The sequence below is a fragment of the Paenibacillus sp. MAH-35 genome, from assembly GCF_058135425.1.
The window spans coordinates 35,565-60,362 of record NZ_JBYUPU010000036.1; the positions used below are offsets into that span (position 1 = coordinate 35,565).

Below are 24,798 nucleotides of genomic sequence, written 5' to 3' on the forward strand. Positions count from 1 at the left end.
AGAGAAGCAAGCTTATGAAATTGGGGATCAGTTTGTATAGTTTGAAAGGTGCGATCGTATCCGGAGAAATGACTGTGACGGATGCCATCGAGTGGATTGCGGAAGTTGGAGGGGAGCATGTCGAGATCGTTCCGGTCGGATTCGATCTGCTGGAGCAGCCGGAGCTTGCAGACCGGATTCGGGACAAGGCGGGGCAGGCCGGGATTGAGGTGTCGAACTACTGCGTCCGTGCGAATTTCATTGCGGCCGATGAGCAGGAATATGAGCGGACGATCGACAGGGTGAAACGCCATGTTGAGATAACCCGGCGGCTTGGCGCGAAACGGATGCGTCATGACGTGGCATCGCGTCCTCTCGGCGACATTTCCGTCCTCAACTTCAACCGCGATCTTCCGAAGCTGGCGGAAGCGTGCCGCACGATTGCCGACTACGCCGCTCCGTACGGAATTACGACGAGTGTAGAGAACCACGGCTATTACGTTCAGGCCAGCGAAAGGGTGCAACGTTTGATCCATGAGGTTAATCGCGACAATTACCGGACTACGCTCGACATTGGCAATTTTCTATGTGTCGACGAGTTGCCGCTTACCGGCGTCAGACATAATATAGCCCTTGCGTCCATGGTTCATCTGAAAGATTTCTATATCCGAACGCCGGACCGAAGCCCAGGCCCGGCTTGCCCCGGCTGGTTTCCAACGGCGGGAGGCAATTGGCTTCGCGGTGCGATTGTGGGCCAAGGCGACATCAACTTGCGCGAGGTGCTGAGGTTGATCAAGCAGTCCGGATACGACGGCTGCATGTCGATCGAGTTCGAAGGCGTAGAGGAATGCCGAAGCGCCACAAGGCAAGGATTCGAGTACGCCAAACGGGTGTGGGACGAAGTATAGAAGAACCGGCCTTAGCCGCAGCAAGTGAAGTCTCTCCGTCTGGCAGTGTCCCTATCTCCAGCAGCAACTGCGCTCGCCCCTTGATGAAGCAACAGAATCGGAGCCGGAATGGAGGTGATGGCTCATAGGGCATGAGCGCAGCAGGATACGTCTATCGCGATTATGAAGGAAAGCGGGTCTCACTATGAACAACGGGAGGAATACGGATGGTTAGAACATCGATGTCAGTGTTATTGTCTCTTCTTCTAGTGGTGGTAACGATGCAAAGCTTCACGTTCGCGGCGCCCGACTCTATGACCGGACAGGGGAACCAGATGATGCTGGCGAGCAACGGAAAAGGGAAATACGGCGTCTTCGTCAGCTCCAATGCCGATGCGATCGAACGCCATGCCGCTCAAGAGCTGGTAAATTATTTGACCCAGGTCACCGGAGCGCCTTTTCAGCTGTCCGAAGGTACGACTCCGCCGGCCGGTCCGCTATTTGTCGTCGGGAGAAACGCGTTGACCGAGAATCTCGTTCCGGAACTGGCGGGAGATTCGCTTGGGGAGGACGGCTTTGTCATCCGCGCCGCCCAGCGGTACATCATCATCGCGGGCAGCGATCCGCGCGGAACGATGTATGGAGTCAACTATTTTCTGGATTATTATGTCGGGGTCAAATGGTATTCGCCTTCCTATACGTTCGTGCCGACCAACCCGAACTTGCGTCTCCGTGTCACGAACGACGTGCAGGTGCCGCGCTTTGAATACCGCGAAATGTACGTCAATGACGGCAATAATGAGCAATACCGCGCCCATAATTTACTGAACGGGAAGTATCGCGACCGGTCTATCCATGTTCCTCAGTCGGAACCTTGGCTGGACAGCTGGTCCTCCTATTGGCCTTATGACGTGCACAACTTCAAAAAGATCGTGCCGCAAACTCAATATCACCATGGAAACCAACTGCTGGCGATGAATGAAAGCGTTCGCAGTATCGCGGCCGGCAATCTGGTCCAGCTCATTACCCAAAGGGTCAATGAGGGAAAAGACGCTTCCTACGGCTTCAGCCAAGAGGACACGACCTGGAATCCGGACCCGGACTCTCTGGCGTTCGCCAACCAGCACGGAGGCTCGCTTGCCGCGCCAGTTATGGATATGGTCGGCGATATTGCGACCCGGGTGAAGACGGAAATTCCGGATGCGCGGATCGGTACGCTTGCTTACATGTTTACGGAAGAGGCCCCGACCGGTATGACTTTGCCGGATAATGTAGTCATTACGTTCGCCCCGATCTATAAAGATCACGGCCGGGCGCTGAATGACCCCAAAAACAGCTTTTCCAAAGCGAATATCGAACAATGGGCGCAAATGTCGGACAATATTTTGTTTTGGGACTATATCATGGACTTTTCGGGCGGCGGCTATCTGATGCCTTATCCGAGTCTATATGCGATGAGCGAAACGATCCAGTATTTGGCGACCCTCCCTGCGGTCAAAGGTTACTTCGGAGAGCATATTGTCGGCAATACCGCACCGATCAGTACGGGACTTACCGATCTGCGCGCATGGGTCGGCGCCCGGCTGCTCTGGAATCCGGATCAGGATTACCGCGAGCTGATCGACGAATTTGTTAATGGGTATTATGGAGACGCCGCGCCGTACATCAGCCAGTACATTACGCTGCTGCATGAGGCGTTCGAGCAAAGCGACTCTACGCTTACGATCTCTACACCCATCACGTCTCCTTTTCTTTCGTTTGATCTGATGCGTCAAATCGACGGATTATTTGACCAGGCTGTGGCAGCGACGAACGATCCGGTATCGTTGAATCATGTGCAGCGGACGCGCATCGAGGTGGACTATACGATCCTGATGCGATACGTTGATTATATGAGCGAAGCGCGCAAACGGAATATCCAATGGGACCCCGATTACGATAACCGTTATGCCCGGTTTAAAACGTACACGGCCGATATTATCAATTATAAGAGCAAGGGTACGATGGAATCGTTGTACCGCCTGATCGATATACGCCGGACGCTTCCGACGATCCCGGACTTTGTTAGCGGGTTGCCCGATTCGGATTGGATGGACTTCCAGGATCATATGTTCTGGCTATACGAACCTGCAGGGACAACGCTCGTAAGCGATGCGGCCGCTTCCGATCAAGCAGCGGCCAAGGTGAAGGGGAGCACGAATCAGTGGGCCATTCAATTGCACGATACGGTCCTGCCCCGCGAAGGCCAGTGGAAATTGTACGCGAACGTCCGTGTAGATCCGGGTACCGGCTTGCCCGGAACGATCGCATTTAACTACGGCTTCAATTCTCCTTCGGGTGGAGGCCGGACGTCGATGGATTATGCTCATGTAGCCGACGGTGCTTACAGCTTCGTGGAATTTCCGTGGGTATACGAGTACAATCCGAACCAGCCCAACCGTTATTTCTGGCTGGCTCCGCCGAACTCCAGCGCCATCGCCAATCTGTACGTGGACCGGATCATCGCGGTCAGGCAATAAACGACGGAGGCAGCCGCAGGTAAATTTGCAGGCGCTTTCATAATATCCAAGGGGGAAGCACAATGAAAATAAGAAAAGGCGCAGTTCTGCTGTCGCTATGCATGTTGGTGCAGGCGGGTCTGGTCGGTTGCTCGGGAGGCAGCGGCGGCAAGGCGGGAAACGAACAGCCAGGCAAGGGGGGAGAGCCGGCTGTTTCCCATGAACCGGTCACTCTTTCATTCAAAATGAATATAGGGTCGATCACTTCGAAGGAAGGGTTTATGGCTGTATTCGGTGATAAAATCAAGGAGAAGTTTCCGCATGTGACACCTGAATTCATCGCGCCGGATATCACGCTTAAAGCGATTTTGGAAACAGGACAGCAACTGGATATTTATTACGACTCATTCGCAAATACCCCTACGAATCTGCTTCAAAACGGGCTTCAATACGATCTGACTGGTCTTATGAAAGAGCACAACTATGATTTGTCTCCGCTAGAGAAAACTTCTGTAGATGCGCAGCGTCAGCTGGCGAATGGGGGGATGTACGGTCTTCCGGTTTCGATCGATTCGGTTGCGCTGATCTATAACAAAGGACTCTTCAATCAGTTCGGCCTTCCGTATCCGAAGGACGGCATGACGATGGAGGAATTATACGACTTGACCCGCAGGATGAGCCGTGTGGTGGACGGCGTCCATTATTATGGTTTCGGCACTTCACTCGGCTTTGTGATGTCTTTGGACCCGCTTGCCCCGTCGTTTATCGATCCGGCGACCAATAAAGCGACGATGTCGTCAGAGAAATTCAAGCTGATCTTTCAGTCTTTGACGGGCTTATTTCAAATACCGAACAACGAATACGACAAAACCACGCTGACTTATTCCGCTCAATTGAAGCTGTTCGGCGAACAGCGGCTGGCGATGCTGCTTGGGCCCAATGCTTTGGGTACGCGATACTTCGCCGATAAGGACAAGACGCTCGACTGGGATTTGACCACCTACCCTACTTACAAGGAGGCGGCCAATACAGGACCTCAGAATGCGCCCGGCTATTTCTATGTGACATCCAACAGCAAGCATAAGGATGCGGCGTTCCAGGTTGCGGCCTACGTGACTTCGCCGGAATTCCAGAAGCATCTGGCCCGTAAAGGATATGTACCGGCGCTGCAAAACGCGGACACGGTGAATGAATTCGGCAAAGAGCTTCCCTTTCTGAACGATAAAAACGTGAAAGCTTTGTTTACGGCGAAACCGGCGCCGATCGCGAGCTTGACCCGCTTCCAGGCAATAGCGCTGGCGGAAGTCCAGACAGCCTTCAACGACCTGCAGTGGAACGGAAAAGACATTAACACTGTACTTCGTGAGGCGGATGAACGCACGGATCAGAAAATTGCCGCCGAAATGAGTAAAAGCAAGTGACGGCCCTCATCGCGGAGCGGCATGATTTTCGGTTTTGCAGGATGGAGGAACATCACAAGATGGAAGACACCACCGTTATATATGAGGCGGCGAAGGTAGGGGCCGCTCCGGCTCGCAGCCTGCCGGAACGAAAAAGGGTCCCCGCAGGCTGGTCGGCTGTACCGATCGGAGGCGTAGGCCACGAATTGAAATTAACGTGGGATGGCTCGGCCATGCAGCGGTTTCTGGACAACCCGCACCTGGCTGCAAGGCTGCGCATTACAATCGCTGTGGAAATGAGAGAAGTGTTGTTTGTTGAAGCGTACTTGCTTGATTCCGGAGAACGGCTGGGATCTTACGACATTCGCTACGCCTACGTATTTCAGCCCTTTGAATTGCCGTTAACCCGTGCGCAGGTTCAAGCAGCGCTGCGGCAAGGCATCGGACTGCGGATCATCGAGACCGATTCGACTTTATGGGTGTTTGACGGCTTGAATGCCGACGATACCCGAAGGTTCTTCGCTCCTCACCTGATGCTGGCGGAGGATGGACAGCACATCCGGCAGTTCCGGCAACGGATGATGTCTCTGGACAGTTTGCAGCCTTTTGGCTGGCTGGAAGGATGCGTTCTCGACGGATTGTACGATATGCGCCGTATGGGGGAAACGAATCGGGCCGAGCAAGTGATCGCCGGTCATATGGGTCAATATGTGAACGATAACGGCCAACTGATTTACGAGGATCTGCACGGACTGCCGTCAGACGGGAGTTTTTCCGGAATCGAAAGCACCCTGCCGATCGCCGTTATCGCGAAGCTGACACCGGATCATCCGCTTGTAGGGCAGCTGGTTTCGTACTGGAACTCCCATCTCGTCGAAGAGAAAGGAATCCTCTCTGCGGAGACTTCCCTTACGGCGGAAGGCGCCTATACGATGGGGTATCCGATGGCGGTCATTGCGTCGAGACTCGGGAACGATCAGCTTGCGCAGACGGCTCTACGGCAGCTTTTGCTTCGCCGGAAGGCGCTTACGGACGGCCGCGACTTGTACGGCATCGTCTCCGGTAGCGGGCAAAAGCGGATTATGCGGAACTGGGCGCGCTCCTACACCTGGTACATGCTCGGATTCGTCCGGACCTTTATGGAGTTTCAAGGTTCGCGGCGTTATGCCAAGCTGGCCGGTATGGAAGAGGTGTCGGCGGAATTCAGGCGTATGTCTGAAATTGCTTTATCACGGCGGGAGCCGGGAGGGCTGTGGTCTTGCTTTCTCGGGGAGCCGGAGACGGGCATCGAGACTTCCGGCTCGGCAGGGATTGCCGCCGCTTTGGCGCTCGGGGCGCGAGCCGGTGTGCTGCCGCACACAATGCTTGACGCAGCCCGGGAAGCGATGCAGGCGCTGGAGACGTATTTGACGCCGGACGGGGTATTGCAGGGCGTCTGCCAGCATAATTGCGGGGGGCTCCAGCTGCAGCGAGGGGGATACCGGGTTTTGTCACAGATGGGGATGGGGTTAATGGCGCAGCTGTATGCGGCGGTTTACTCCGAACCGGAGCGGGGGATTGCACAACGTTAACCCTTCCCGAATGAATAAAAAACGAACTGCTGGCGGGCAGCAGTTCGTTTTTTTTGTTGTCCGTTCAAGATTCGGCGTCCGTGGAGCGCTCGCTCCATGTTCTCCGGTATACCGAAGGGGAGACGCCCTTCAGATCGTTGAACACGCGCGAGAAGCTGGCGAACGAACGGAATCCGACCTCCATCGCGATGTCGGTTATCGACATCCGGCTCGACTGGAGCAAGCTGCATGCCTGGCGTATCCTCAGCTCGTGGATGAAGTCGATGAAGCTCGTCCCGAGATGACGCTTTAGCAGTTTGCTAAGATTCGGCACGCTGAAATGAAACAGCTTCGACAGCTCGGCGAGCGTTAACGGCTCCTGATAGTGCTGGTGGATGTAGTGAATGATTTCCCATATTGTCGAATGATCCGATCTGCGGGTTATTGCCGCCTCTATGGACGGTTCCGCCTGACAACGAATCCGGTCGAATCCGGCCAGAGCCTCGAACAGCATCGAGGTGAGCATCAGCCGTTTCCATCGCTCGTTCCGGCTATACTCCAGCTGCATCCGGTCGAACAAGGCGAGCATATCCCGGTACTGCTCGCGGCTGATCTGAACGAAAGGCGCGAGCTTCGTCTCGTCGTCATGCAGCAAGCAGTGGCCGAGCTCGCGATCGGGTGCGTTCAGCAGCAGCCCCATGTCGAAGTTGCATACGTAGAGCAGCAGATCCAGGCCAGCGTCTGCATGAATCTCGTGGATTTGGTAGGGAAGAAGAAAGGTCATCGTCCCCGGTTCCAGCGTATGCGACACTCCGTTTACAATCTCGGTTCCTCTTCCTTCGACAACGAGGCAGAGCTCCAGGAAGTCGTGCCGGTGAGGGGGGATGTTATTATTTATTTTTTGGATAATGTAAAACGGAAACCCGTCTTTGTTCGGATAATCGGTTAGCACCGGCGGGAATACGGACGGCATGGGGGGCCCCCTTTGCTGCGTAATCAGTCTAGCTTCTGGTAGAAATAAGAAGTTCGGTTTACAAAACGTACAGTGAAAATAATGAGAGGAATCGAAAAAATATAGGACGTATTCCAAAGTTAATCAAGTTATTCTGAATATAGCAAGAGGGAAAGCGCTTTAACAGGAGCTGCTATCTATCATAACACAGGGGGTTTTACTATGAAAAAAAGCTTATTAGCCGCCGCTGTCGTTCTGGCCGCAGCATCGGTCTCCGGCTGCGGAGCCGGCGGAACAAGCGGGGAGCAGGGGCAGCAGACGGCGGGACCCGGCGATAAACCGGTAGAGCTTGTATTTACCGGTATCCCGATCACGGAAGAAGAGTTCCAGGAGCAATTCGGCAAGCCGATTCGCGAGAAATATCCGCACATTTCTACGAAATACATTGTGCCGGGGAAAGGTACGGAATTGAAAGATCTGATTGCCGCCGGGACGATCCCCGACGTGTATATGACCGCCAGAGTTAATTTGCCGATGTTTCTAGATCTGAAGCTCGGTCAAAATCTGGACGAATGGATTAAGAAGTATAATTTCGATCTGAACAGGCTGGAACCGAATGCGGTGCAGGCCATGCGAGATATGACGGCGGATCAGATGGTTTTCGGGATTCCTTACCAAAATGCCTCCTTGGGTTACGTGCTTTATTACAACAAAGACATTTTCGATAAATTCGGAGTTCCGTATCCGAAGGACGGTATGACCTGGGACGAGACTTACGAGCTCGCCAAAAGGCTTACCCGGGTCGAGGACGGCGTGCAGATCAGGGGACTAAGCGCCAACTGGTCGAATATTTTCGTGATCAATAATCAGCTCTCCTTGCTGGCATTGGATGGCAACGATAAGGCGGTCATCAACACGGATTCCTGGAAAATGGTGTTTAATAACGTGAAACGGTTTTATGAAATTCCGGGCAACCACGTCACGAAGGATACGCTCTCGGATCAGATTCAAGAACGCGATTTCCTTACCGGAACCGTAGCGATGACGGTAGGCGGTGGAGCGGCTGCGGCCGCGGATAAAGCGATCAACTTCGATTATGTGGCGCTTCCGACTTATCCGGAGGCTCCGGGTATGGGCACGAAGACGGCGGGAAGATATTTGTTGCCCACGAGTACGAGCAAGCATAAGGAAGATGTGTTTAAAGCGATCACCGTCATCACCTCCGACGAGTTTCAAATGAAGGCGTCCAAGGATGGGCGGGCAACGGCTTTGCAAAATAAAGAGATTCAAAAAGCGTATATGCAAAACAATCCGAAATTAAAAGACAAAAACAATTTCGCTTATTTCTACAATAAGTCTGCGTCTGCCCCCAAGATCAATCCGGAGCTGATCGGCATTAATGAATTCCATTTCGCGGCCGGGGAGCTGTCGAAAGTGATATTGGGCGAGAGCGATGTGGCAACGGCTCTACGTACGGCTGACGAGAAGCTGAACCAGGCTGTGGAGGCTAAAAAGAAACAGTAAGCATCCGCGGCAAGAAGCGAAAGTGGGGATTGAAGGATGAACCTGCAGCGTCCAAGCTACGGCGAATTGTTGAAGTTGAAAAGATGGAATACGCCGACCATCTACAATGGTTGGGAAGCGATCACGGAGCACGACATTACGACGGGGTTCAATCGGGAGGAAACGCGGGATTATATGCCACAGATGGGACCGATGACCGGTTATGCCGTAACGGTCCAGATCGAGCCCGGGAACCCGGCGCATCCGCAAAGCAATCCGAATGCGTGGAGCGAATACCGGCACTATGTGGCAAGCCGCCCCGGCCCTAAAATCGTCGTCGTTCAGGACTTGGATGCACCCCGGGTAATCGGAGCGTTCTGGGGAGAGGTGAACAGCAATATTCACCGCGCCTTAGGATGCGTCGGTACGATTACCGACGGTGCGATCCGCGATCTCGATGAAATGACGAACGCCGGCTTCAAGGCGATCGCCCGCAGATTGTGTGTCGGTCATGCCTATAGCACGCCGGTCCGCTGGGGCTGTGAAGTTGAAGTATTTGGTTGTACGGTTAGGCCGGGCCAGCTCATTCATGCGGACAAGCACGGCTTCATCGTCATTCCGCAGGAAGATGAGCGCCGGCTGTTGGAGGCCGTCCGTTTCATGGACGACAATGAATGCGATACGCTGATCCCCGCGGCCAGAAATGCGCCCGGCAAGTCTGCCGGGGAGCTGCTCCAGGCAATCGATGCCGCGGGCGGCGAGTTCGCTCTTCGAACCAAGCAGGCTTACAGGAAATCCGGAGAATGGTAAGACGATTCAGCAACTAAAAAACGCAGAGACGGGATAGATAGGTGAGAGCATGTTAGCTTTAGAACGATTTCAAGGTATTATTTCGGCAATCCTTACGCCCTATGACGAATCGGGAAATATAAGCGAGCGGGCAACCCGCAAGCTTGTCCGGCATTTGCTGGGGAAGCGGGTCGACGGGTTTTATGTAGGCGGAAGTACGGGAGAAGGGTTTCTGTTATCCGCCGGGGAACGGGAACTATTATTGGAAGTGATTGTAGACGAAGTCCGCGGAACCGTTCCGGTCATCGCCCACGTCGGTGCGATGGATACGGCTACCAGCGTCAAGCTGGCCCAACATGCGGCACGGGCCGGAGCCGATGCGGTGTCGTCGGTTGCCCCTTTTTACTACAAGCACGGTGCGGAGCAGGTTCGCGGCCACTATCTCGATATTGCGCAAGCGTCGGACCTTCCGCTGATCCTGTACCATTTCCCTGCGATGACAGGCGTTCAATCGACGGTGCGGTTTTACGAGGAGTTATCCAAGGTGGACAATATCGCCGGAGTGAAGTTCACGTCCAAAGATACGTTTGAGCTGCAGCAACTGATCGAAGCGTGCGGGCCGGACTTCCGTGTCTTCAACGGTCCGGACGAATGTCTGCTGGCCGGGCTCGCGGTCGGCTGCTGCGGCGCAATCGGAAGCACGTATAACATCATGCCGAAATTGTTCACACAGCTGTACTCGAAGTTCAAGGCGGGGGACATGGCCGAGGCGCTCCGGCTGCAGGCGAAAGCGAACCGGGTGATCGCCGAGCTGCTGAAATACGATTTTATCGCCTTCGAGCGGGAAATTTTGCGGCTGCAAGGCATAGACACAGGGCGGCCGAGAAAGCCGATTCAGCAACTAACGGAGGAAGAACGGCAGCAGATCCGTCTGTTTGCGCAGCAGTTCGATTTTTTGGGAGTGAAGGATTAAGGAGCTGAAGCTTATGTCGAATACAGGGATTCAATATGTAGTAGTCGCCGAATCCGGAGCCGGCAATCCGCGTAACGATACGGCGAGTATCGTGGCGCTAAAGGACGGGCGCTTGATGCTCGTATGGCATAAATACGAGGAGGGGCCGGGGGGAGGCAGCGATTTCGGATTGTGCCGCATCTACTCCAAAACTTCGGCTGACGGCGGGATCACCTGGGACGGGGAACGAATGCTCGTCGACGTATCGCCGGGCGATCATAATGTGCAAGCTCCGGGCTTGTCCCGGCTGCCTTCCGGCGACTTGCTGCTGCACTGTCTGCGCGGGCATCACGGCGCGAGCAGCTCGAGTATGATCCTGTTCCGGTCCTCGGACGAAGGAGAGACTTGGCAGGAAGCGGGAGCCATATGGGAGCGGAGCGCGGGACAATGGCTGCAGGGCGGAGCCAACCATATGAACGTATTAAGCAATGGCCGTCTGCTGCTGCCGTATCATTTCGGTACGGGGCATCAGGGAGGCCAGCACAATACGATCAGCTGCTTCTTAAGCGACGATGACGGGGTGAGCTGGCGGCGGGCGAGCACGGTTCTGGATTTGCCGATGAGAGGCGCTATGGAGGCGTCTGTGGCCGAAGGGGACGGCGGGCAGTTGCTCATGTCGATCCGTACGCAGCTGGGTGCGGTGTTCCTGTCGCGCTCCGAGGATTACGGAGAGACTTGGTCGATGCCGCAAACTTCCGGCTTGCACGCTCCGGAATCGTGTACGTGTCTGCGGCGAATACCGGGAACGGGCGATCTGGTGTTGTTTTACAATGCCAGCAAGTACGATCCGACCAGACATCACTACGGACTGCGTACGCCTCTGACCGCCGCCTTGTCCCGCGATGGCGGAGCGACATGGAGCAAGGTCGGGGATATTGAGACGGGACCGTACGAGTATATGAACGTAAACTGCATGATGACCGAGAAGGGGGATGCGCTGCTCACTTACGCGAAGGTGGAGGACCCGCAATTGATCCAGCGTGATCCGGCGCTCCCTTTTCAGCGGAAGGGGATGGACTTGTGCCTCGCTTTGATCGACCGGGAATGGTTTGGCGGGTAACATGTTAAGTCTGCGAGGGTTATAGCGGATAATCGTCTTGTTGCTTGCGTAATGGGAAAATATCAAAAAACCGCTCATGCTGATGATTCAGCGCCGGGCGGTTTTCTTTGTTTGCTGTCTGCCAGTTTGTGGTTGTTAACTTTGTTTCTCGTTGATGCGGGTCACATTGACTTTGTGTATGCTTTTGGATTCGCTATGCATATCTGCAATAAAGATCAGCTGATAAGGCGCTAAATTGTAAATCAGGTAGTAGCCGCCGTATGCTTCGCCCACATACTCGATGTCGGGATTCCCCAATGCCAGCTTTACGTCCTCAGCTGTCATCCGGATCTGCAAAAACTCGGCAGTCACTGAAATTTTATTAAGCGTGGTTTCCGGCTTCAGAACATTAAGCCCGTCCGAACAGGAGTCATGATGAAAATAAAAAGCGCCTTCTGTCCGGGTATGACCATACGAATACGTCCAGCATTCTTCGTTCGAGATGCCTTCCGGCTCACCATAGGTTTGAGCAATCTCTTGAAAAGTCGAACCCAGCGGCATTTTGATTTCTTTCATTCGGCCTTGGAGGGCTGCTTTTTTCATGTCCTGAATCGACTTCAGCTTCAACGAGGCGCTCTCCTGATGTCCAGGCCCGGCTGTATCCGGCTGCTTATGCATCGTGCAGCCAAACAATAGACCGGCTATCGCTAGCCATAGGAACCAAACGCTTATTCTTTTCATGCCTCCTTTAAGTTCTACCGTTTGGGAATGTACGGGCTCCTATACGTAAACACAGGGAAACACGGTCAGGTTGCATGACCCGGTCGAACAACTGGTCATTGACAGAATGAGGAAGTCCGTTTACATTGAGGTTACCGGTAACCTTAAAGGAGGATTTCGATGAGTCAAATGAACGAAAAGCTAACTTATATAAAGCCGGCCAGAAGCTGGGTCGAGGGGCTGCCGATCGGCAACGGCAGGCTGGGAGGCATGATATTCGGCCGGGCGGCCGAGGAGCGGATTCAGCTTAATGAGGATTCCGTCTGGTACGGTGGTCCGAAGCAGCGGGACAACCCGGAGGCGATCCGACATCTTGGGGACATTCGCCGCCTGTTGTTCGAAGGCAAACCGAAGGAGGCGGAGCGTCTCGCCAGAATCACGATGAGCTCGATGCCGCATCATTTTGCCCCGTATCAGACGCTTGGCGATTTGTCACTGTTCTTCGAAGGGGTGGAGAAGGACGTTCAGGACTACAAGCGGGAGCTGGATCTGGCGTGCGGTAAGGCGGTTGTCGAATTTGTCAGCGGATCGGCGGCATTTCGGAGGGTCCAATTCTCAAGTGCCGTTGACCAGGTTATCGTAATTCGGCTTACTGCCGGTGCACCAGGGGCACTTACCTTTACAGCGGACTTGAACCGGCGGCCGTTCGACGGGGAGATCTCGCTGATCGGATCGGATACGATTGCGATGGGCGGACAATGCGGTCCGGACGGCGTCGTTTACTCCGTCGTATTGAAAGCGGTTGCCGAAGGGGGGAGCGTCCATACGATCGGCGGCGTTGTGTCGGTGGAAGGGGCGGATTCCGTTACTTTGCTGCTGGCGGCCCAGACGACGTTCCGGTGCGGTGATCCGCGCGGGCTGTGCCTTGAGCAAGTGGAGGCCGCGGCACGGAAAGGCTATGAGGCGCTGCTCCGCGATCACCAGGATGATCACCGTTCGTTGTATGGCAGAGTGGCGCTTGAGCTGGACGACGAGCAGGCGGAGGAGACGGCGGAGCTGCCGACTGACGAACGGCTTCGCCGCGTGCGGGAAGGCGGAAGGGATGTCGGGTTGGAATCGTTATTTTTTCAATACGGACGTTACCTGCTCATGGCCAGCTCCAGACCGGGATCTCTGCCCGCCAACCTGCAAGGGATCTGGAATGAGAGCCATACGCCGCCTTGGGAGGCCGATTACCATATCAATATCAATCTGCAGATGAATTACTGGCCGGCGGAGGTCACCGGACTGGCCGAATGCCATGAGCCGTTGTTCGATCTGCTGGACCGGCTTCGGGAGAACGGGCGGCGTACGGCCCGGATCGTATACGGAGCCGAAGGTTTCGTCGCACATCACGCTACCGACCTATGGGCGGATACGGCCATTCAAGGCACGTACATTCCGGCGGTGTACTGGCCGACGGGCGGTGCCTGGCTGGCGCTGCACGCTTGGGAGCATTACCGGTTCGGCTTGTCCGAGTCGTTCCTTGCGGAGCGGGCATACCCGGTTATGAAGGACGCTGCGTTGTTTTTCCTGGACTTTCTGATCGAGGATGACCAAGGCCGGCTCGTAACCGCTCCTTCCTTGTCTCCTGAGAACAAATACCGGCTGCCGAACGGCAATACCGGATGTATGTGCGTCGGGCCGTCGATGGATACGCAAATTGTGCGCGCCTTGTTTACAGGCTGCGTGGAAGCCTCTGTGCGGCTGGGCGTTGACGAAGACTTCCGAATGCGGCTGGCGGAGGCGCTGGGCAAGCTTCCGGAGCCGGCGATCGGCCGTCACGGTCAAATTATGGAGTGGGCGGACGATTACGAGGAGGTCGAGCCCGGTCACCGGCATATCTCGCATCTGTTCGCGCTGCACCCCGGGGAGCAAATTACGCTTCGGGGTACTCCGGAGCTGGCCGAGGCGGCGCGCGTCACCCTGGACCGGAGGCTGAAGCATGGCGGCGGCCATACGGGCTGGAGCCGGGCGTGGATTATTCACTTTATGGCACGTCTTGAGGACGGGGACCAAGCGTACGACAACTATGCGGCTCTGCTTAGACACTCGGTTCATCCGAATTTGTTCGGCGATCACCCGCCGTTCCAGATCGATGCGAATTTCGGCGGAACGTCTGCGGTTGCCGAGATGCTGCTGCAGTCGCACGGCGGAGAGCTGCGGCTGCTGCCGGCGCTGCCTGCGGCATGGCCCGGCGGGCGTGTCCGCGGACTGCGGGCAAGAGGCGGCTTCGAGGTCGATATCGAGTGGAGCGAGGGCAAGCTGACCCGGGCCGCCATCCGTTCGAGGAGCGGAGGCGTGTGCGTTGTCCGCAGCGATGCCCGGCTGGTTGTGCTGGACGCGGAGCATCCGGGCGACGTGCTGGCGGAAGGCGAAGGGCTTGTCCGCTTTGCGACGAAAGCGGGACATAGCTACGCGCTGAGCTGCAGCGATTAAGTTAGGCAGGGGGGCGAGCGGTTTGGCCGCTCGCCTTTCGTGCTTGTATCGGGATATGGCAGCTCTGCACTGTATCAAAATGGGACGAGAGCCTAACTTGTTTGAGCCCAAAATGGTTTGGGCGAAGTAGAGGCTGCCTTAGCCGCTAAGATAAATTCCTGCTGTTGTGGGGCGTCTGTTTATGGGCCGGCTGGAGCTGGATAAGAGTTGTTTGTGAGGCTGTCGATTCACTGTGGACAACCAAGTGGAAAGGGAAAAGATTAGCTTCTGGCGAGTTTTGTCTGGAATCCCCTACCTTACAATCCTTATTCAATCAAGGGATTCCGGACAACCTGTTTGAGCAGAAGAAGGTAACTTTTCACTTCGAACGGCCTGCTAACACTTCTACTCAATGAATCGACAGCCTCGTTTGTACGTTTTTTATTTTGTCTGAAATCGTCTTGGTGGAAGGAATAGGAGCGGTTTGGGGCTCCTAATTTCCGGGATATGAGCGCAGACCGGCCAACTGGTTGAAATAAGAGGCGCAAACCGCCTTTATACGCTTCTGTTTTCCTAATAGGCTGAAAATAGAGGCTGCAAAAAACTCTTATTGCTTTTGGAGAGCCAGCGGCGTGAATGTATCACCCAAAAAAAGAAGCGCCAATGTAACGTTTTCCAAGTCGTTAAAGCCCAGCGGGGCTTTTTTCTTTTACGGGAAATGTTTTATCTTTCCATGCGCTTGAAGTGATAATTGTGTTTAAATGGCCGTGTCGGTAACATAAATCGCGGTGCGGGGACGTTTGGACCGTTTGGCTGAAAGCGCATTATTCGTTACAGCCGTTCTCGCAGGCGAAAAAAGCCGGCGGCGAATGCGCATAAAATGTAAGCGGTTGCGAAACGTTCCGGCTTTTAAACCTTTTCCGACAAGGAGGGATGTAAACGCGGCCAGCCGAGAGTGACGTGGTAGGTATCAAGGAAGCTGCATCGGAAGTTTCTGATGTGCAAGGCATGGAACTATCGAGAAGGAGGTTCGTTTTATGCGTTGGAAATCCAAAATGACCGGACTGCTCGTATTCGCCATAGTGGTGGCGCTGCTGCCGTTCGGACCGGCCTATGCGGCCGGAGATCCGGGAGGGTCTGCGGGCTCTCCGGGAGATACCGTAACCAACCTGGTGTACAACAAGCAGCCGGTATTGTCGGTCGAATCCGGGGATGCGGCCGTTCGGACCAGCGAGCAGGCGAAGGTGAAGTTTTTGACGGACAGCTTGCTGGGCACTGGGGATTGGGGCAAAGAGGGTGCGACCCGGTATGCCAGCTTTTTCCGCAACATCGGCAGAAGCCTGGTCATCGATTTCGGTCAGCCGTCTACGCTTCGGGAAGTGAACGTGCGGGCGCTTGACGACCCTTCCGCCGGGATTTACAAACCCGACTATCTAGCCGTATCGGTATCGAACGATGACGGGCAGTCGTGGCATTTTCTCGGGAAAATTCCGAACAGCTCGGCGGTGAAGCTCGACGCGAAGCAGTATGTGTATACGCTCGGAGGACTGAACGTCAAAGCTTCGAAAATCAAAATCAGCTTCGAGGTTGACGTCTTTATTTTCCTCGATGAGATTGAGGCGCTTGGTCTGACGCAGGTAGCTGCAGACGCCGTTGTTCCGGCCGGAGCGGACTTCAGCCCGTATCTGCCTAACGAGGAGCACAAGTTTCCGGCTCCCGGCTCGGATCAGGTAGGCGGATTGAAGCATGAATATTTGCTGTACGGGGGCTGGCACACAAACGGAAAAGTGTATTTGCCGAGAACATATGAGGACATTTTACCGGTCGTTGCTTATGTCGATAAAGACGGGGCTGTTAAGGATTGGTTTTACGACACGATCCTATTCATGAACTATCCGACGAGCTCCAAAAACCGCTCCTATATCAGTGCGAGTACGGTGACTTCCGCCGCCTACGCCTCGAACAAGGAGGACTGGGAGGAGTACGCCGAACTGCTGTTCAAGCCGGACGTTCAGCTTGCCGCTTTGGAGCAAGCGGTTGCGGACGTCAAGACGAAGCTGAATCAGCCGGACTACAAGTACAAAGTATATATCTCCATTCCGAAAGCGCTTCCGATCCAAAACAATTTCGGGGTCGTCAACGGCAAAACGCTCAATTTCGACCATAACGCCGTTGGAGACGATCAAGCGCTGGACAACCGGATGACGGCTGTGAAATGGTATGTCGATCTGTTGATGCAGAAATGGGAAGCCGCCGGCTTCAAGCATTTGTCGCTTGAGGGCTTTTACTGGTACGACGAGGCGGTACATAATTATGCGAGCAACCGGGAAGAAGAGCTGGTGAAGCAATCGACGGCCTACGTGCACGCGAAAGGCAAAAAGATTCATTGGATTCCGTTTTATCAGGCGGCGGGAGCGTTCCGCTGGAAGGAACTTGGCTTCGACTTCGCTTTTATCCAGCCGAACTACGCTTTCTACACCAGCCCGAAAACAAGACCGACGGATACGGCGGATCTGGCGAAACGGTTCGGACTAGGCGTGGAGATGGAAGTGCATCATAACATTTTCAGAGACGAGGCGCTGCGGACGAAGTTTTACGATTATCTGGATCAGGGCGTCACAGCCAAATATATGAAAGAGTCGGCGCTCGCCTGGTATTGGGCGACCGATACGTTCCAGCTTGCCTATAAGAGTACGGTTGCAAGAGACCGGAAAATTTATGAGGACACGTATAATTTCGTAAAAGGCACGTATCCGGACAAGTATGTTCCGCCCGTTATCGAAAACCCGGGCAACAACCCGGATGACGGCACGGACGACACGCCGGGCAGCGGACCGGTTAGCGGAGGCTCCGGCCCCGGACCTGGACCTGGACCGGTAACGGTTCAGCCTTCGACTCCCGATGGGGAACGGCAGACGATTGGCCGGGAGCAGCTTGGCGGCAGCCGGGACGGTCAAGTGACGGTTCAACTGCCGGCCGGCGTCCGGGAGGCAGTCCTGCCGGCTGCAGAAGTTGCGAAGCTGGGCGACGACCGGTTGGCTTTGCATTTCGGAGCCGCTTCGGTACAAGTGCCGGCTGCGGTCCTGAAGCAGATTACGGAGCTCGCAGCGGACGGTAACGGTGCGGGTGCGGAAGTGATCTTTACGGTGCGTCCGGTTGCTGCTGACCAAGCCAATGACAAAAAGCCGGCTGGAGGAAGCGAAGGGCTGGCTGTCACTGCGGCGGGCGACCTGTACGAATTCGCGATCACGATCGTACCGGCTGGCGGCAAAACGTCGGTAAAGCTGGACCGGTTCAGTGAACCGGTTAACGTCGAAGTGCCGTACCGCAAAGGATCGGTAAACGAAAACCTGATCGGTTTGTATGTATACAAGGAAAGCACGAAGGAATGGGACTATGTCGGCGGCAAGGCCGATGCGAGCAAAGGTGTCGTGACCGCCGCGCTGAATCACTTCAGCACGTATGCCGTCCTTGAATATGACAAGACGTTTGACGATGTCGGCAAAACGGATTGGGCGTATGAAGCGACCCGGAGCTTGTCGGCGAAACATCTGGTCGAAGGGGTGTCGGCTCGCACCTTCGAACCGTCCCGTAACGTGACGCGTGCCGAGTTTGCGATGCTGCTCGTGCGGATGCTCGGACTGACGAAGGACGCTTCCGGAGCAACAACGCCTGCGTTTGCGGATGTAACGCGGTCCGACTGGCATTACGACGCGATTGCGGCGGCCTACAATGCCGGATTGATCCAGGGCCGTTCGGCTGACGCGTTTGAGCCGCAAGCTACGATCTCCAGGGAGGAGATGGCGGCGCTGGTGGTGCGGGCGTACGCGTACGCGTCGGGGACACGGCCGGCCGGCACGGCTGCCGGGCGGTATTCGGATGAGTCGGAAATTTCCGAATGGGCGCGCGCAGACGTATATGCCGCCTCGGAAGCCGGCTTGATGCAGGGCACGGGTGATGAGCGGTTCGCAGCGAAGTCGGCTGTAACCCGGGCGGAAGCCGCACAGGCGATCTACAATTTGGTGAAGCAGCGTTAAGGAGTAACGAAACCGCAGCGCCTCGAGCCGTAACAGCTCGAAGCGCTGCGGTTTTTTTTGAGCTCGGAAAGGAGAGTCGAACGTCGCTGTCTGCATTTGGATTATAAAACAAATTTTCATGATATATTTTTAATATTGAAATATTATTTCAGAGTGTTATAATGGGGCTGTGGTTGAAATAAGGTTTACGAGCGTTCGGAATTGCACAAACTAGGAAGCGGAATTTTTCGGAAAACAGAAACGATGTAAGCGATACCAAGAAGATAACGAATGGAGGTCGTTCAATTGGAACGTCTCACGCGGCATCCTTCCGTGAAAACCGGAGCCGATCGGCTGCAAGATTCGGCGGAAGCTTATCTGGGCGGAAAACGAATCGGACTGTTAACGAATCCGACAGGAATCACTACACATTTTCGTTCTACGATCGACGTATGCGCCGGTGTATCCTCGGCCCAGTTGACCGCCTTGTTCGCGTGCGAGCACGGCATTCGGGGAGAGCGGCAGGCCGGGGTTTATTTCGAAGACGAGCCGGACCCGGGTCTTGGCATTACGGTATTCAGCCTCTACGGCAAACACCGGGCTCCGACTGCGGAGATGCTCGAATCTTTGGACGCCGTCGTATTTGATATTCAAGATTTGGGCGTAAGGTTTTATACGTACTTAACGACGCTGGTGTATACAATGCAGGCTTGCGCCAAGGCGGGCAAGGAACTGATCGTATTGGACCGGCCGAATCCGCTTGGCGGACGGACGGTAGAGGGAGGCGTCCTGCGAGACGGCTATCAGTCGATGGTTGGCGTCTGGCAGGTTCCGTTCCGGACCGGCATGACGATCGGGGAATTCGCCAAGCTCGTGAACGACCAATCGCAGCCGAAATGCCGGTTGACCGTTGTTCCGCTCGGAGGCTGGACCCGGGATATGGAATTCCCGGAGACGGGGCAGCCGTGGATAATGCCTTCTCCGAACATGCCGACGATGGATACCGTGCGCGTCTACTCGGGCACCTGTCTGTTCGAGGGAACGAATCTCTCGGAAGGCCGGGGAACGACGAAACCGTTCGAAATGATCGGCGCCCCCTGGCTGGACGGCAAAGCGACGGCCGAAGCGATGAACCGGCGCGGATTGCCAGGCGTTGTCTTTCATCCGGTATATTTTACCCCCATGTTCTCCAAACATAAGGGAGAGTTGTGCGGCGGCGTTCAAGTGTATGTGACCGATCGGGCGGAGTACCGGGCTGTAAGGACCGGGTTGTATTTGCTGAAACAGGTACAGGATCTGCATGCGGATCATTTCGAATGGCTGCCGCCCTATAAGGAAGGCTCCAAGCCTTTCATCGACTTGTTAACCGGCAGCGACCGGGTAAGGCTGACGCTGCACGAATCGTCCGCCGAACGGATTGCGGACGACTGGGACCGGGAAGCCGCCGAATGGTCGAAAACCCGGAAAGCTTATTTGATCTACGAGTAATTGGCAAAGGAGAATCTGAGATGACGTCAATCGTCTACCGTTATTACGAGTCCGGCGACGAAGCGGCTATCGTCAAGCTGTGGAACGAATGTTTGCGCCACGATCCGGTAACGCCGCTGAGGTTCCGCAATATGGTGCTGCTCGACGGCAACTTTGACCCGGAAGGACTGCGCCTGGCGTTTGAAGGAAAGCAGCTCGTAGGGGCAGTGTACAGCTTGCGCAGATTGCTGCCGATGATCGGAACGGAGCTGGAGCCGGACAACGGATGGATCACGTTTTTCTTCGTAGCCCCCGAGATGCGCCGTCAAGGCGTCGGAACCCGGCTCCTGCAGGATGCATTCGAATTTTTGGCGGCGCGGGGCTGCAAGCAGGTGTTTTTCTCGTCGTATGCTCCGAACTATTTCGTACCGGGCGTCGATGAAGAGAGCTATCCGGAAGGGTACGCGTTTTTGACGGCACAAGGCTTTGCCCGCCTGTACTCGCCGGTTGCGATGGATTATTCGCTCGTCCGTTATGCGTATCCGCAAGAGGTGAAGGCGCTCAAGCGCGAAAGAGAGCGGGAGGGCTACGAGTTTGGTTTGGCCCAGGACCGGGATTTGATCGAAGTGATCAAGCTGGCTGCGGATGTCTTTAATCCCGATTGGGGCCGGGCGATCCGTGAAGGGCTGCTGCGGGGACTGCCGATGACCGCGATCCATGTCGTCCGGCATGAAGGAAAGCTGGTCGGGTTTTGTATGCACGGCGGCTACGAGGGCGTCCGCGAAAGATTCGGGCCGTTCGGCGTCGATCCGTCGCAGCAGGGCAAAGGGCTCGGCAAAATACTGCTGCACGACTGCCTTGCCAACATGCGCGCGCAAGGGCTGCACGGCGCCTGGTTTCTATGGACCGGGGAGGCGACGGCGGCCGGCCAGCTGTATATGAAGCTCGGCTTCGAGATTACGCGGCGGTTTCATGTGTGCAAGAAAATATTGTAGATGAGCGAACGGACTTGGTTTGGCGTTATACAGACATAAAGGAGAGATCAACCATGGCTGGAGAAGGTAAAAAACATATTCTGGCGATCAGCGCCCATGCCGGCGACCAGGAACTGACAGCCGGAGCGACGATTGCGAAATATACGCAGGAAGGCCATAAGGCGACGTTCCTGCATCTGACTCCCGGGGAGAAAGGGCATCCGCGGTTGACGCCGGACGAATATGCGAAGCAGAAAATCGAGGAAGCGTACAAATCGGCCGAAATTCTCGGCGCGGACGTCCGTTTCCTGCAATACAAAGATGCGGAAATTCCGGTCAACGATGAGATCAAATACGAAGTTGCGGACATCATCCGCGAGGTGAAGCCGGACATCATTATTACTCACTGGAAAAACAGCATACATAAAGACCATGCCAATACGCACAAAATCGTCGAGGACGCGCATTTTTATGCCGCCTTGAAAACGATCGAGCGCGATCTGCCTTCCCACTATGCCGGCAAGCTGTATTTCTCGGAAAACTGGGAAGATATGCACGAGTTCGTGCCCGAGGTGTTCGTGGACATTCCGGAGGATGCGTTCGAGACGTGGATTAAAGCGCTTAGCGTGTACGCTTTTGCGAGGGGAGAGACTTACGGCTTCCCGTACATCGATTATTATAAATCGCTGACGGTCGTGCGCGGAGCGCCGGTTTATTTCAAACGGGCCCAAGGGTTTATGGTGCCGAGAGGCGCCTTGAACCAGCGGCTCCAGTGGTTTTGAGCAGACGGAGATTGACTGAGGTATCGGGATAACGGGATAACGGGAGCCCTTGGCACTGTCGGTGACGGTGTCGGGGGCTTCTTTTGCGTATCGGCGAAAAAAAAACGAAAGTTTCGCTCCTGTCGATCATATGTTACTTTGTGCCGTAAAATGCGAGGGGTCCGAGGACGTGCGGTGCGAATTCGATCGAACATGGAGGTATGGTGTCATGCCCACAAGTTCAGAGTTGCGTGCGGCGGGAAGAAGAAGCTTGACCGGCTATTGGTGGAATGCGGTAGGTCTGACCTTGATTTACTCGCTTATTCTCGGGCTCGTCGGTTCGATTCCGGGGATCGGGTGGATCGGGGTTCTGCTGCTGGGCGGTCCGTTAACTTTTGCGATGTACGTCTTCTTCCTCAGGCTGTATAGGGGAGAACGTCCGCTAATCGGCTCGCTGTTCGACGGCTTCAGCCGGTATGCGCCGACCATGGCCCTTTATTTGCTGATGTATGTGTTGATTATTTTATGGTCGCTTCTGCTGGTCGTACCGGGCATTATCGCCGCTCTCCGCTATTCGCAGGCTTATTTTATTATGCAGGACGATGCGACAATTGGTCCGCAGGATGCGATTGAGCGAAGCAAAGAAATGATGTACGGGCATAAGTGGCGATTGTTCGTTCTGTATGTGTCCTTTATTGGCTGGGCGCTTCTGAGCGCCATTACATTCGGCATCGGCTCGTTGTGGCTGGTTCCTTATATGCTGGCGAGCCAGGCGGCTTTTTACGAGGATTTGAAGAGCCGGTCCAGCTAGCGGAATCTCGGTCTGTCTTGACACATTGCTGAATCTATGGTATTTTCAGGAAGCAATCGATTGAAATGAGCGGAAGCACCGCCATTATGCGCATCTGAAGAGATGGGTGTAATGGCGGTTTTTTATTGTGGAAATATGTGGACGAGAATGAATATTTTATGTGATACTACTGCTGATGGATGACTTTGGACCTATGCTACCGATAAAAGGGGAGATTGATGATGAATAAACATTGGATAACTTTGAGCGCTTTGTTGTTAATTGTTTCGGCCTGCGATTCGACGACCACGAGTGCAAGTGCCCATACGGGCTTGAAGGCCGAGACTGCTGCTGCGGCGTCTTCTGGTGCTGCAAAAAACGTCGTGCTAACAGACATTAGCGGGCATTGGGGCGAGACGAGTATCCAGAAGGCGGTCAAGAAAGGGTATGTGGATGGATACGAGGATGCGACGTTCCGTGCGGAAAAAGAGGTATCGCGCGCAGAGTTTATTAAGATGGTGCTTACGGCGATGGGACCGGATACGGCGGCAGCGGCGAAGCCGGCAGTTGATGTGAAGCAGGCCGGTACGGAGAAGGAATTGACCGTATCGGCGGCGGGAGAGCCGGCCAATTGGTACGATTCGTTTGTACAGAAGGCGCAGGAGCTCGGCATTCAGCGCAAGGAAGATTTCAAGGAAGGCGACATGAACGCCGCGATGACCCGACTGGAAATGGCCCGGATCGCCGTTCGCGCCACCGACCCGACGCTGCAAAAGCCCGAAGTCCGTATTGACGACCGTTCGGTCATGTACAATGCGACGAAGAAGGGGCTAATACAAGGATTAGAAGCCGGGGACCTGGCTCCGGACAACACCACGACACGGGCGCAGTCGGTCACGATCATCGAGCGGATTTTGACCGTGAACAGCGGCGGAACGCTGGAAGTGGATAAGTATGCGCTGGGGAATGCGGAGCTGGCGCTGAAAAAGACGAATATTTTTACGGTGATGCCGGAGTTGTTTGGCGGACAAATCTTCTTCCCATGGAACATGGACAATTTGACGATTGAAACGAGTGACGGATTGTATAAAGGCGTCGTAACTCGGGTGGTCGCGGTAGACCTGGAGGATCCGAATGATCCCAATCGGGGGATTTTGGGGGATTTGAATGAGCTGGTTTGGCGTGGGGGAGGAAATGAATACTTTAATGTTCTGGATTATCCAGAAAGTTATCTTTTCGTAGTCGAGACGCATACAGAGTTTAATAATGATGAGTCGGAAACGTTCTATCGAAAAAGTACGAAAGGATTGGACTTTTCGTTGTACGGCATTCAAAGTCCTGACGATAGAGTTCTTCGCAATGGAACATTAAACTCGTATGCTAGGGTCTATCATAAAGACGATAAGCAAAACGCACTTAGTGCAATGATTTTGCCGAAACACGGATTACAAACAAATGGGGGTATCACTCTACGGTTGAGGGTTACTTCTCACCCTTCGGCTGGAGCAAATTTCAAAGATGTATTCCGAGTTATTACACCAGCCATAATCGAATAGGAGGGGGTTTAAATGCCCTCATCTTTTAAAAAACGGATCGTCTATTTATGCTTGGTTCTCATGATTGGTAGTCTTCTACCGCTTGACCTCATTATTCCGGAATTGCGCTCAATACCCAGACAAGTACAAGCGGCAGGGGATACAACAGAAGTAGCCATTCTAAACTATAACGGTACAGCTCACTGGGAAGGGTATTCAAAAGAACGAACACTTAATCCAACAACTCAAATCGAATTCAGACAAGGGAAGAAAATTAAAAACGCGGTATTTGTGGACGGGGACGGATCGACCAAACCCATCTCGCAGGCAATCGGACAAGCAAGTTGGACTGGCAGCATCAGTACGACAGGGCGAGAGATTAAAGTTGAATCTATTCAAAATTCTGAGACGCATACGTTTTTCGCTTGGTACCGGTATAGCTATACAAACTCTAAAAAGGGCTGGTATG

General features: G+C 54.6%; 17 protein-coding genes. 15 read left to right on the forward strand and 2 right to left on the reverse strand.

Annotated features, from left to right (window positions below; genetic code table 11):
* Nucleotides 1–14 precede the first annotated feature (14 nt).
* The 4 genes from AC3Y2E_RS26900 (at nt 15) to AC3Y2E_RS26915 (ending at nt 6,335) form a co-directional block, all read left to right on the forward strand.
* Entirely contained in the window at nt 15–887 is an 873-nt protein-coding gene (locus AC3Y2E_RS26900; protein ID WP_379215947.1) for a sugar phosphate isomerase/epimerase family protein, read from the forward strand.
* Nucleotides 888–1,093: 206 nt separating this feature from the next.
* Nucleotides 1,094–3,385 carry a DUF4838 domain-containing protein gene (locus tag AC3Y2E_RS26905; RefSeq protein ID WP_379215949.1) on the forward strand — a complete coding sequence of 764 codons (2,292 nt, stop codon included), beginning with the start codon at nt 1,094–1,096 and terminating at the stop codon, nt 3,383–3,385.
* Nucleotides 3,386–3,447: 62 nt separating this feature from the next.
* Complete coding sequence (locus AC3Y2E_RS26910; protein ID WP_379215951.1) at nt 3,448–4,785, forward strand: ABC transporter substrate-binding protein; 1,338 nt, start codon at nt 3,448–3,450, stop codon at nt 4,783–4,785.
* Between the two features lie 59 nt (nt 4,786–4,844).
* Nucleotides 4,845–6,335 carry a glycoside hydrolase family 88 protein gene (locus AC3Y2E_RS26915; RefSeq protein WP_379215954.1) on the forward strand — a complete coding sequence of 497 codons (1,491 nt, stop codon included), beginning with the start codon at nt 4,845–4,847 and terminating at the stop codon, nt 6,333–6,335.
* A gap of 64 nt (nt 6,336–6,399) precedes the next feature.
* On the opposite strand, the gene AC3Y2E_RS26920 is transcribed toward AC3Y2E_RS26915, so the two are convergent.
* A complete protein-coding gene (locus AC3Y2E_RS26920) occupies nt 6,400–7,287 on the reverse strand; it encodes an AraC family transcriptional regulator (protein ID WP_379215956.1) in 888 nt (295 codons plus the stop codon).
* 201 nt (nt 7,288–7,488) lie between these two features.
* Between AC3Y2E_RS26920 and AC3Y2E_RS26925 the strand changes: the two genes are divergently transcribed.
* Genes AC3Y2E_RS26925 through AC3Y2E_RS26940 form a run of 4 tightly spaced genes read left to right on the forward strand, consistent with a single transcriptional unit; the run spans nt 7,489 to nt 11,630 of the window.
* On the forward strand, nt 7,489–8,790 hold the full coding sequence (locus AC3Y2E_RS26925; protein WP_379215958.1) for an ABC transporter substrate-binding protein: 1,302 nt from the start codon (nt 7,489–7,491) through the stop codon (nt 8,788–8,790).
* 36 nt (nt 8,791–8,826) lie between these two features.
* Complete coding sequence (locus tag AC3Y2E_RS26930) at nt 8,827–9,579, forward strand: RraA family protein (RefSeq protein ID WP_379215960.1); 753 nt, start codon at nt 8,827–8,829, stop codon at nt 9,577–9,579.
* A 49-nt stretch (nt 9,580–9,628) separates the two neighbouring features.
* On the forward strand, nt 9,629–10,531 hold the full coding sequence (locus AC3Y2E_RS26935; protein ID WP_379215962.1) for an N-acetylneuraminate lyase: 903 nt from the start codon (nt 9,629–9,631) through the stop codon (nt 10,529–10,531).
* Between the two features lie 13 nt (nt 10,532–10,544).
* Entirely contained in the window at nt 10,545–11,630 is a 1,086-nt protein-coding gene (locus AC3Y2E_RS26940; protein ID WP_379215964.1) for a sialidase family protein, read from the forward strand.
* A 135-nt stretch (nt 11,631–11,765) separates the two neighbouring features.
* Here AC3Y2E_RS26940 and AC3Y2E_RS26945 read toward each other — a convergent pair whose 3' ends face one another.
* Nucleotides 11,766–12,236 carry a hypothetical protein gene (locus AC3Y2E_RS26945; protein WP_379215966.1) on the reverse strand — a complete coding sequence of 157 codons (471 nt, stop codon included), beginning with the start codon at nt 12,234–12,236 and terminating at the stop codon, nt 11,766–11,768.
* Nucleotides 12,237–12,509: 273 nt separating this feature from the next.
* On the opposite strand from AC3Y2E_RS26945, the gene AC3Y2E_RS26950 reads away from it, so the two are divergent.
* The 7 genes from AC3Y2E_RS26950 (at nt 12,510) to AC3Y2E_RS26980 (ending at nt 24,350) form a co-directional block, all read left to right on the forward strand.
* Nucleotides 12,510–14,807: a glycoside hydrolase family 95 protein gene (locus tag AC3Y2E_RS26950; RefSeq protein WP_379215968.1), complete on the forward strand. Its 2,298-nt coding sequence runs from the start codon at nt 12,510–12,512 to the stop codon at nt 14,805–14,807.
* A 1,016-nt stretch (nt 14,808–15,823) separates the two neighbouring features.
* Nucleotides 15,824–18,823 carry a DUF4855 domain-containing protein gene (locus AC3Y2E_RS26955; RefSeq protein WP_379215970.1) on the forward strand — a complete coding sequence of 1,000 codons (3,000 nt, stop codon included), beginning with the start codon at nt 15,824–15,826 and terminating at the stop codon, nt 18,821–18,823.
* A 285-nt stretch (nt 18,824–19,108) separates the two neighbouring features.
* On the forward strand, nt 19,109–20,290 hold the full coding sequence (locus tag AC3Y2E_RS26960; protein ID WP_379215972.1) for an exo-beta-N-acetylmuramidase NamZ family protein: 1,182 nt from the start codon (nt 19,109–19,111) through the stop codon (nt 20,288–20,290).
* A 20-nt stretch (nt 20,291–20,310) separates the two neighbouring features.
* A complete protein-coding gene (locus AC3Y2E_RS26965) occupies nt 20,311–21,264 on the forward strand; it encodes a GNAT family N-acetyltransferase (RefSeq protein WP_379215974.1) in 954 nt (317 codons plus the stop codon).
* 53 nt (nt 21,265–21,317) lie between these two features.
* Nucleotides 21,318–22,025, forward strand: coding sequence for a PIG-L deacetylase family protein (locus tag AC3Y2E_RS26970; protein WP_190928952.1), 708 nt, complete (start codon nt 21,318–21,320; stop codon nt 22,023–22,025).
* A gap of 208 nt (nt 22,026–22,233) precedes the next feature.
* The gene (locus AC3Y2E_RS26975; protein ID WP_379215977.1) at nt 22,234–22,815 is read left to right on the forward strand and encodes a DUF975 family protein; all 582 of its coding nucleotides are present in this window, start codon (nt 22,234–22,236) and stop codon (nt 22,813–22,815) included.
* A 218-nt stretch (nt 22,816–23,033) separates the two neighbouring features.
* On the forward strand, nt 23,034–24,350 hold the full coding sequence (locus AC3Y2E_RS26980; RefSeq protein WP_379215979.1) for an S-layer homology domain-containing protein: 1,317 nt from the start codon (nt 23,034–23,036) through the stop codon (nt 24,348–24,350).
* The last annotated feature ends 448 nt before the right edge of the window (nt 24,351–24,798 follow it).

Excerpts from the sequence above, each read along its gene's own strand:
- AC3Y2E_RS26940 (WP_379215964.1), top strand. The coding sequence starts at position 10,545 with ATGTCGAATACAGGGATTCAATATGTAGTAGTCGCCGAATCCGGAGCC.
- AC3Y2E_RS26905 (WP_379215949.1), top strand. The coding sequence starts at position 1,094 with ATGGTTAGAACATCGATGTCAGTGTTATTGTCTCTTCTTCTAGTGGTG.
- AC3Y2E_RS26935 (WP_379215962.1), top strand. The coding sequence starts at position 9,629 with ATGTTAGCTTTAGAACGATTTCAAGGTATTATTTCGGCAATCCTTACG.
- AC3Y2E_RS26925 (WP_379215958.1), top strand. The coding sequence starts at position 7,489 with ATGAAAAAAAGCTTATTAGCCGCCGCTGTCGTTCTGGCCGCAGCATCG.
- AC3Y2E_RS26965 (WP_379215974.1), top strand. The coding sequence starts at position 20,311 with ATGACGTCAATCGTCTACCGTTATTACGAGTCCGGCGACGAAGCGGCT.
- AC3Y2E_RS26920 (WP_379215956.1), bottom strand. The coding sequence starts at position 7,287 with ATGCCGTCCGTATTCCCGCCGGTGCTAACCGATTATCCGAACAAAGAC.
- AC3Y2E_RS26955 (WP_379215970.1), top strand. The coding sequence starts at position 15,824 with ATGCGTTGGAAATCCAAAATGACCGGACTGCTCGTATTCGCCATAGTG.
- AC3Y2E_RS26915 (WP_379215954.1), top strand. The coding sequence starts at position 4,845 with ATGGAAGACACCACCGTTATATATGAGGCGGCGAAGGTAGGGGCCGCT.
- AC3Y2E_RS26975 (WP_379215977.1), top strand. The coding sequence starts at position 22,234 with ATGCCCACAAGTTCAGAGTTGCGTGCGGCGGGAAGAAGAAGCTTGACC.
- AC3Y2E_RS26930 (WP_379215960.1), top strand. The coding sequence starts at position 8,827 with ATGAACCTGCAGCGTCCAAGCTACGGCGAATTGTTGAAGTTGAAAAGA.
- AC3Y2E_RS26910 (WP_379215951.1), top strand. The coding sequence starts at position 3,448 with ATGAAAATAAGAAAAGGCGCAGTTCTGCTGTCGCTATGCATGTTGGTG.
- AC3Y2E_RS26980 (WP_379215979.1), top strand. The coding sequence starts at position 23,034 with ATGATGAATAAACATTGGATAACTTTGAGCGCTTTGTTGTTAATTGTT.
- AC3Y2E_RS26950 (WP_379215968.1), top strand. The coding sequence starts at position 12,510 with ATGAGTCAAATGAACGAAAAGCTAACTTATATAAAGCCGGCCAGAAGC.
- AC3Y2E_RS26970 (WP_190928952.1), top strand. The coding sequence starts at position 21,318 with ATGGCTGGAGAAGGTAAAAAACATATTCTGGCGATCAGCGCCCATGCC.
- AC3Y2E_RS26900 (WP_379215947.1), top strand. The coding sequence starts at position 15 with ATGAAATTGGGGATCAGTTTGTATAGTTTGAAAGGTGCGATCGTATCC.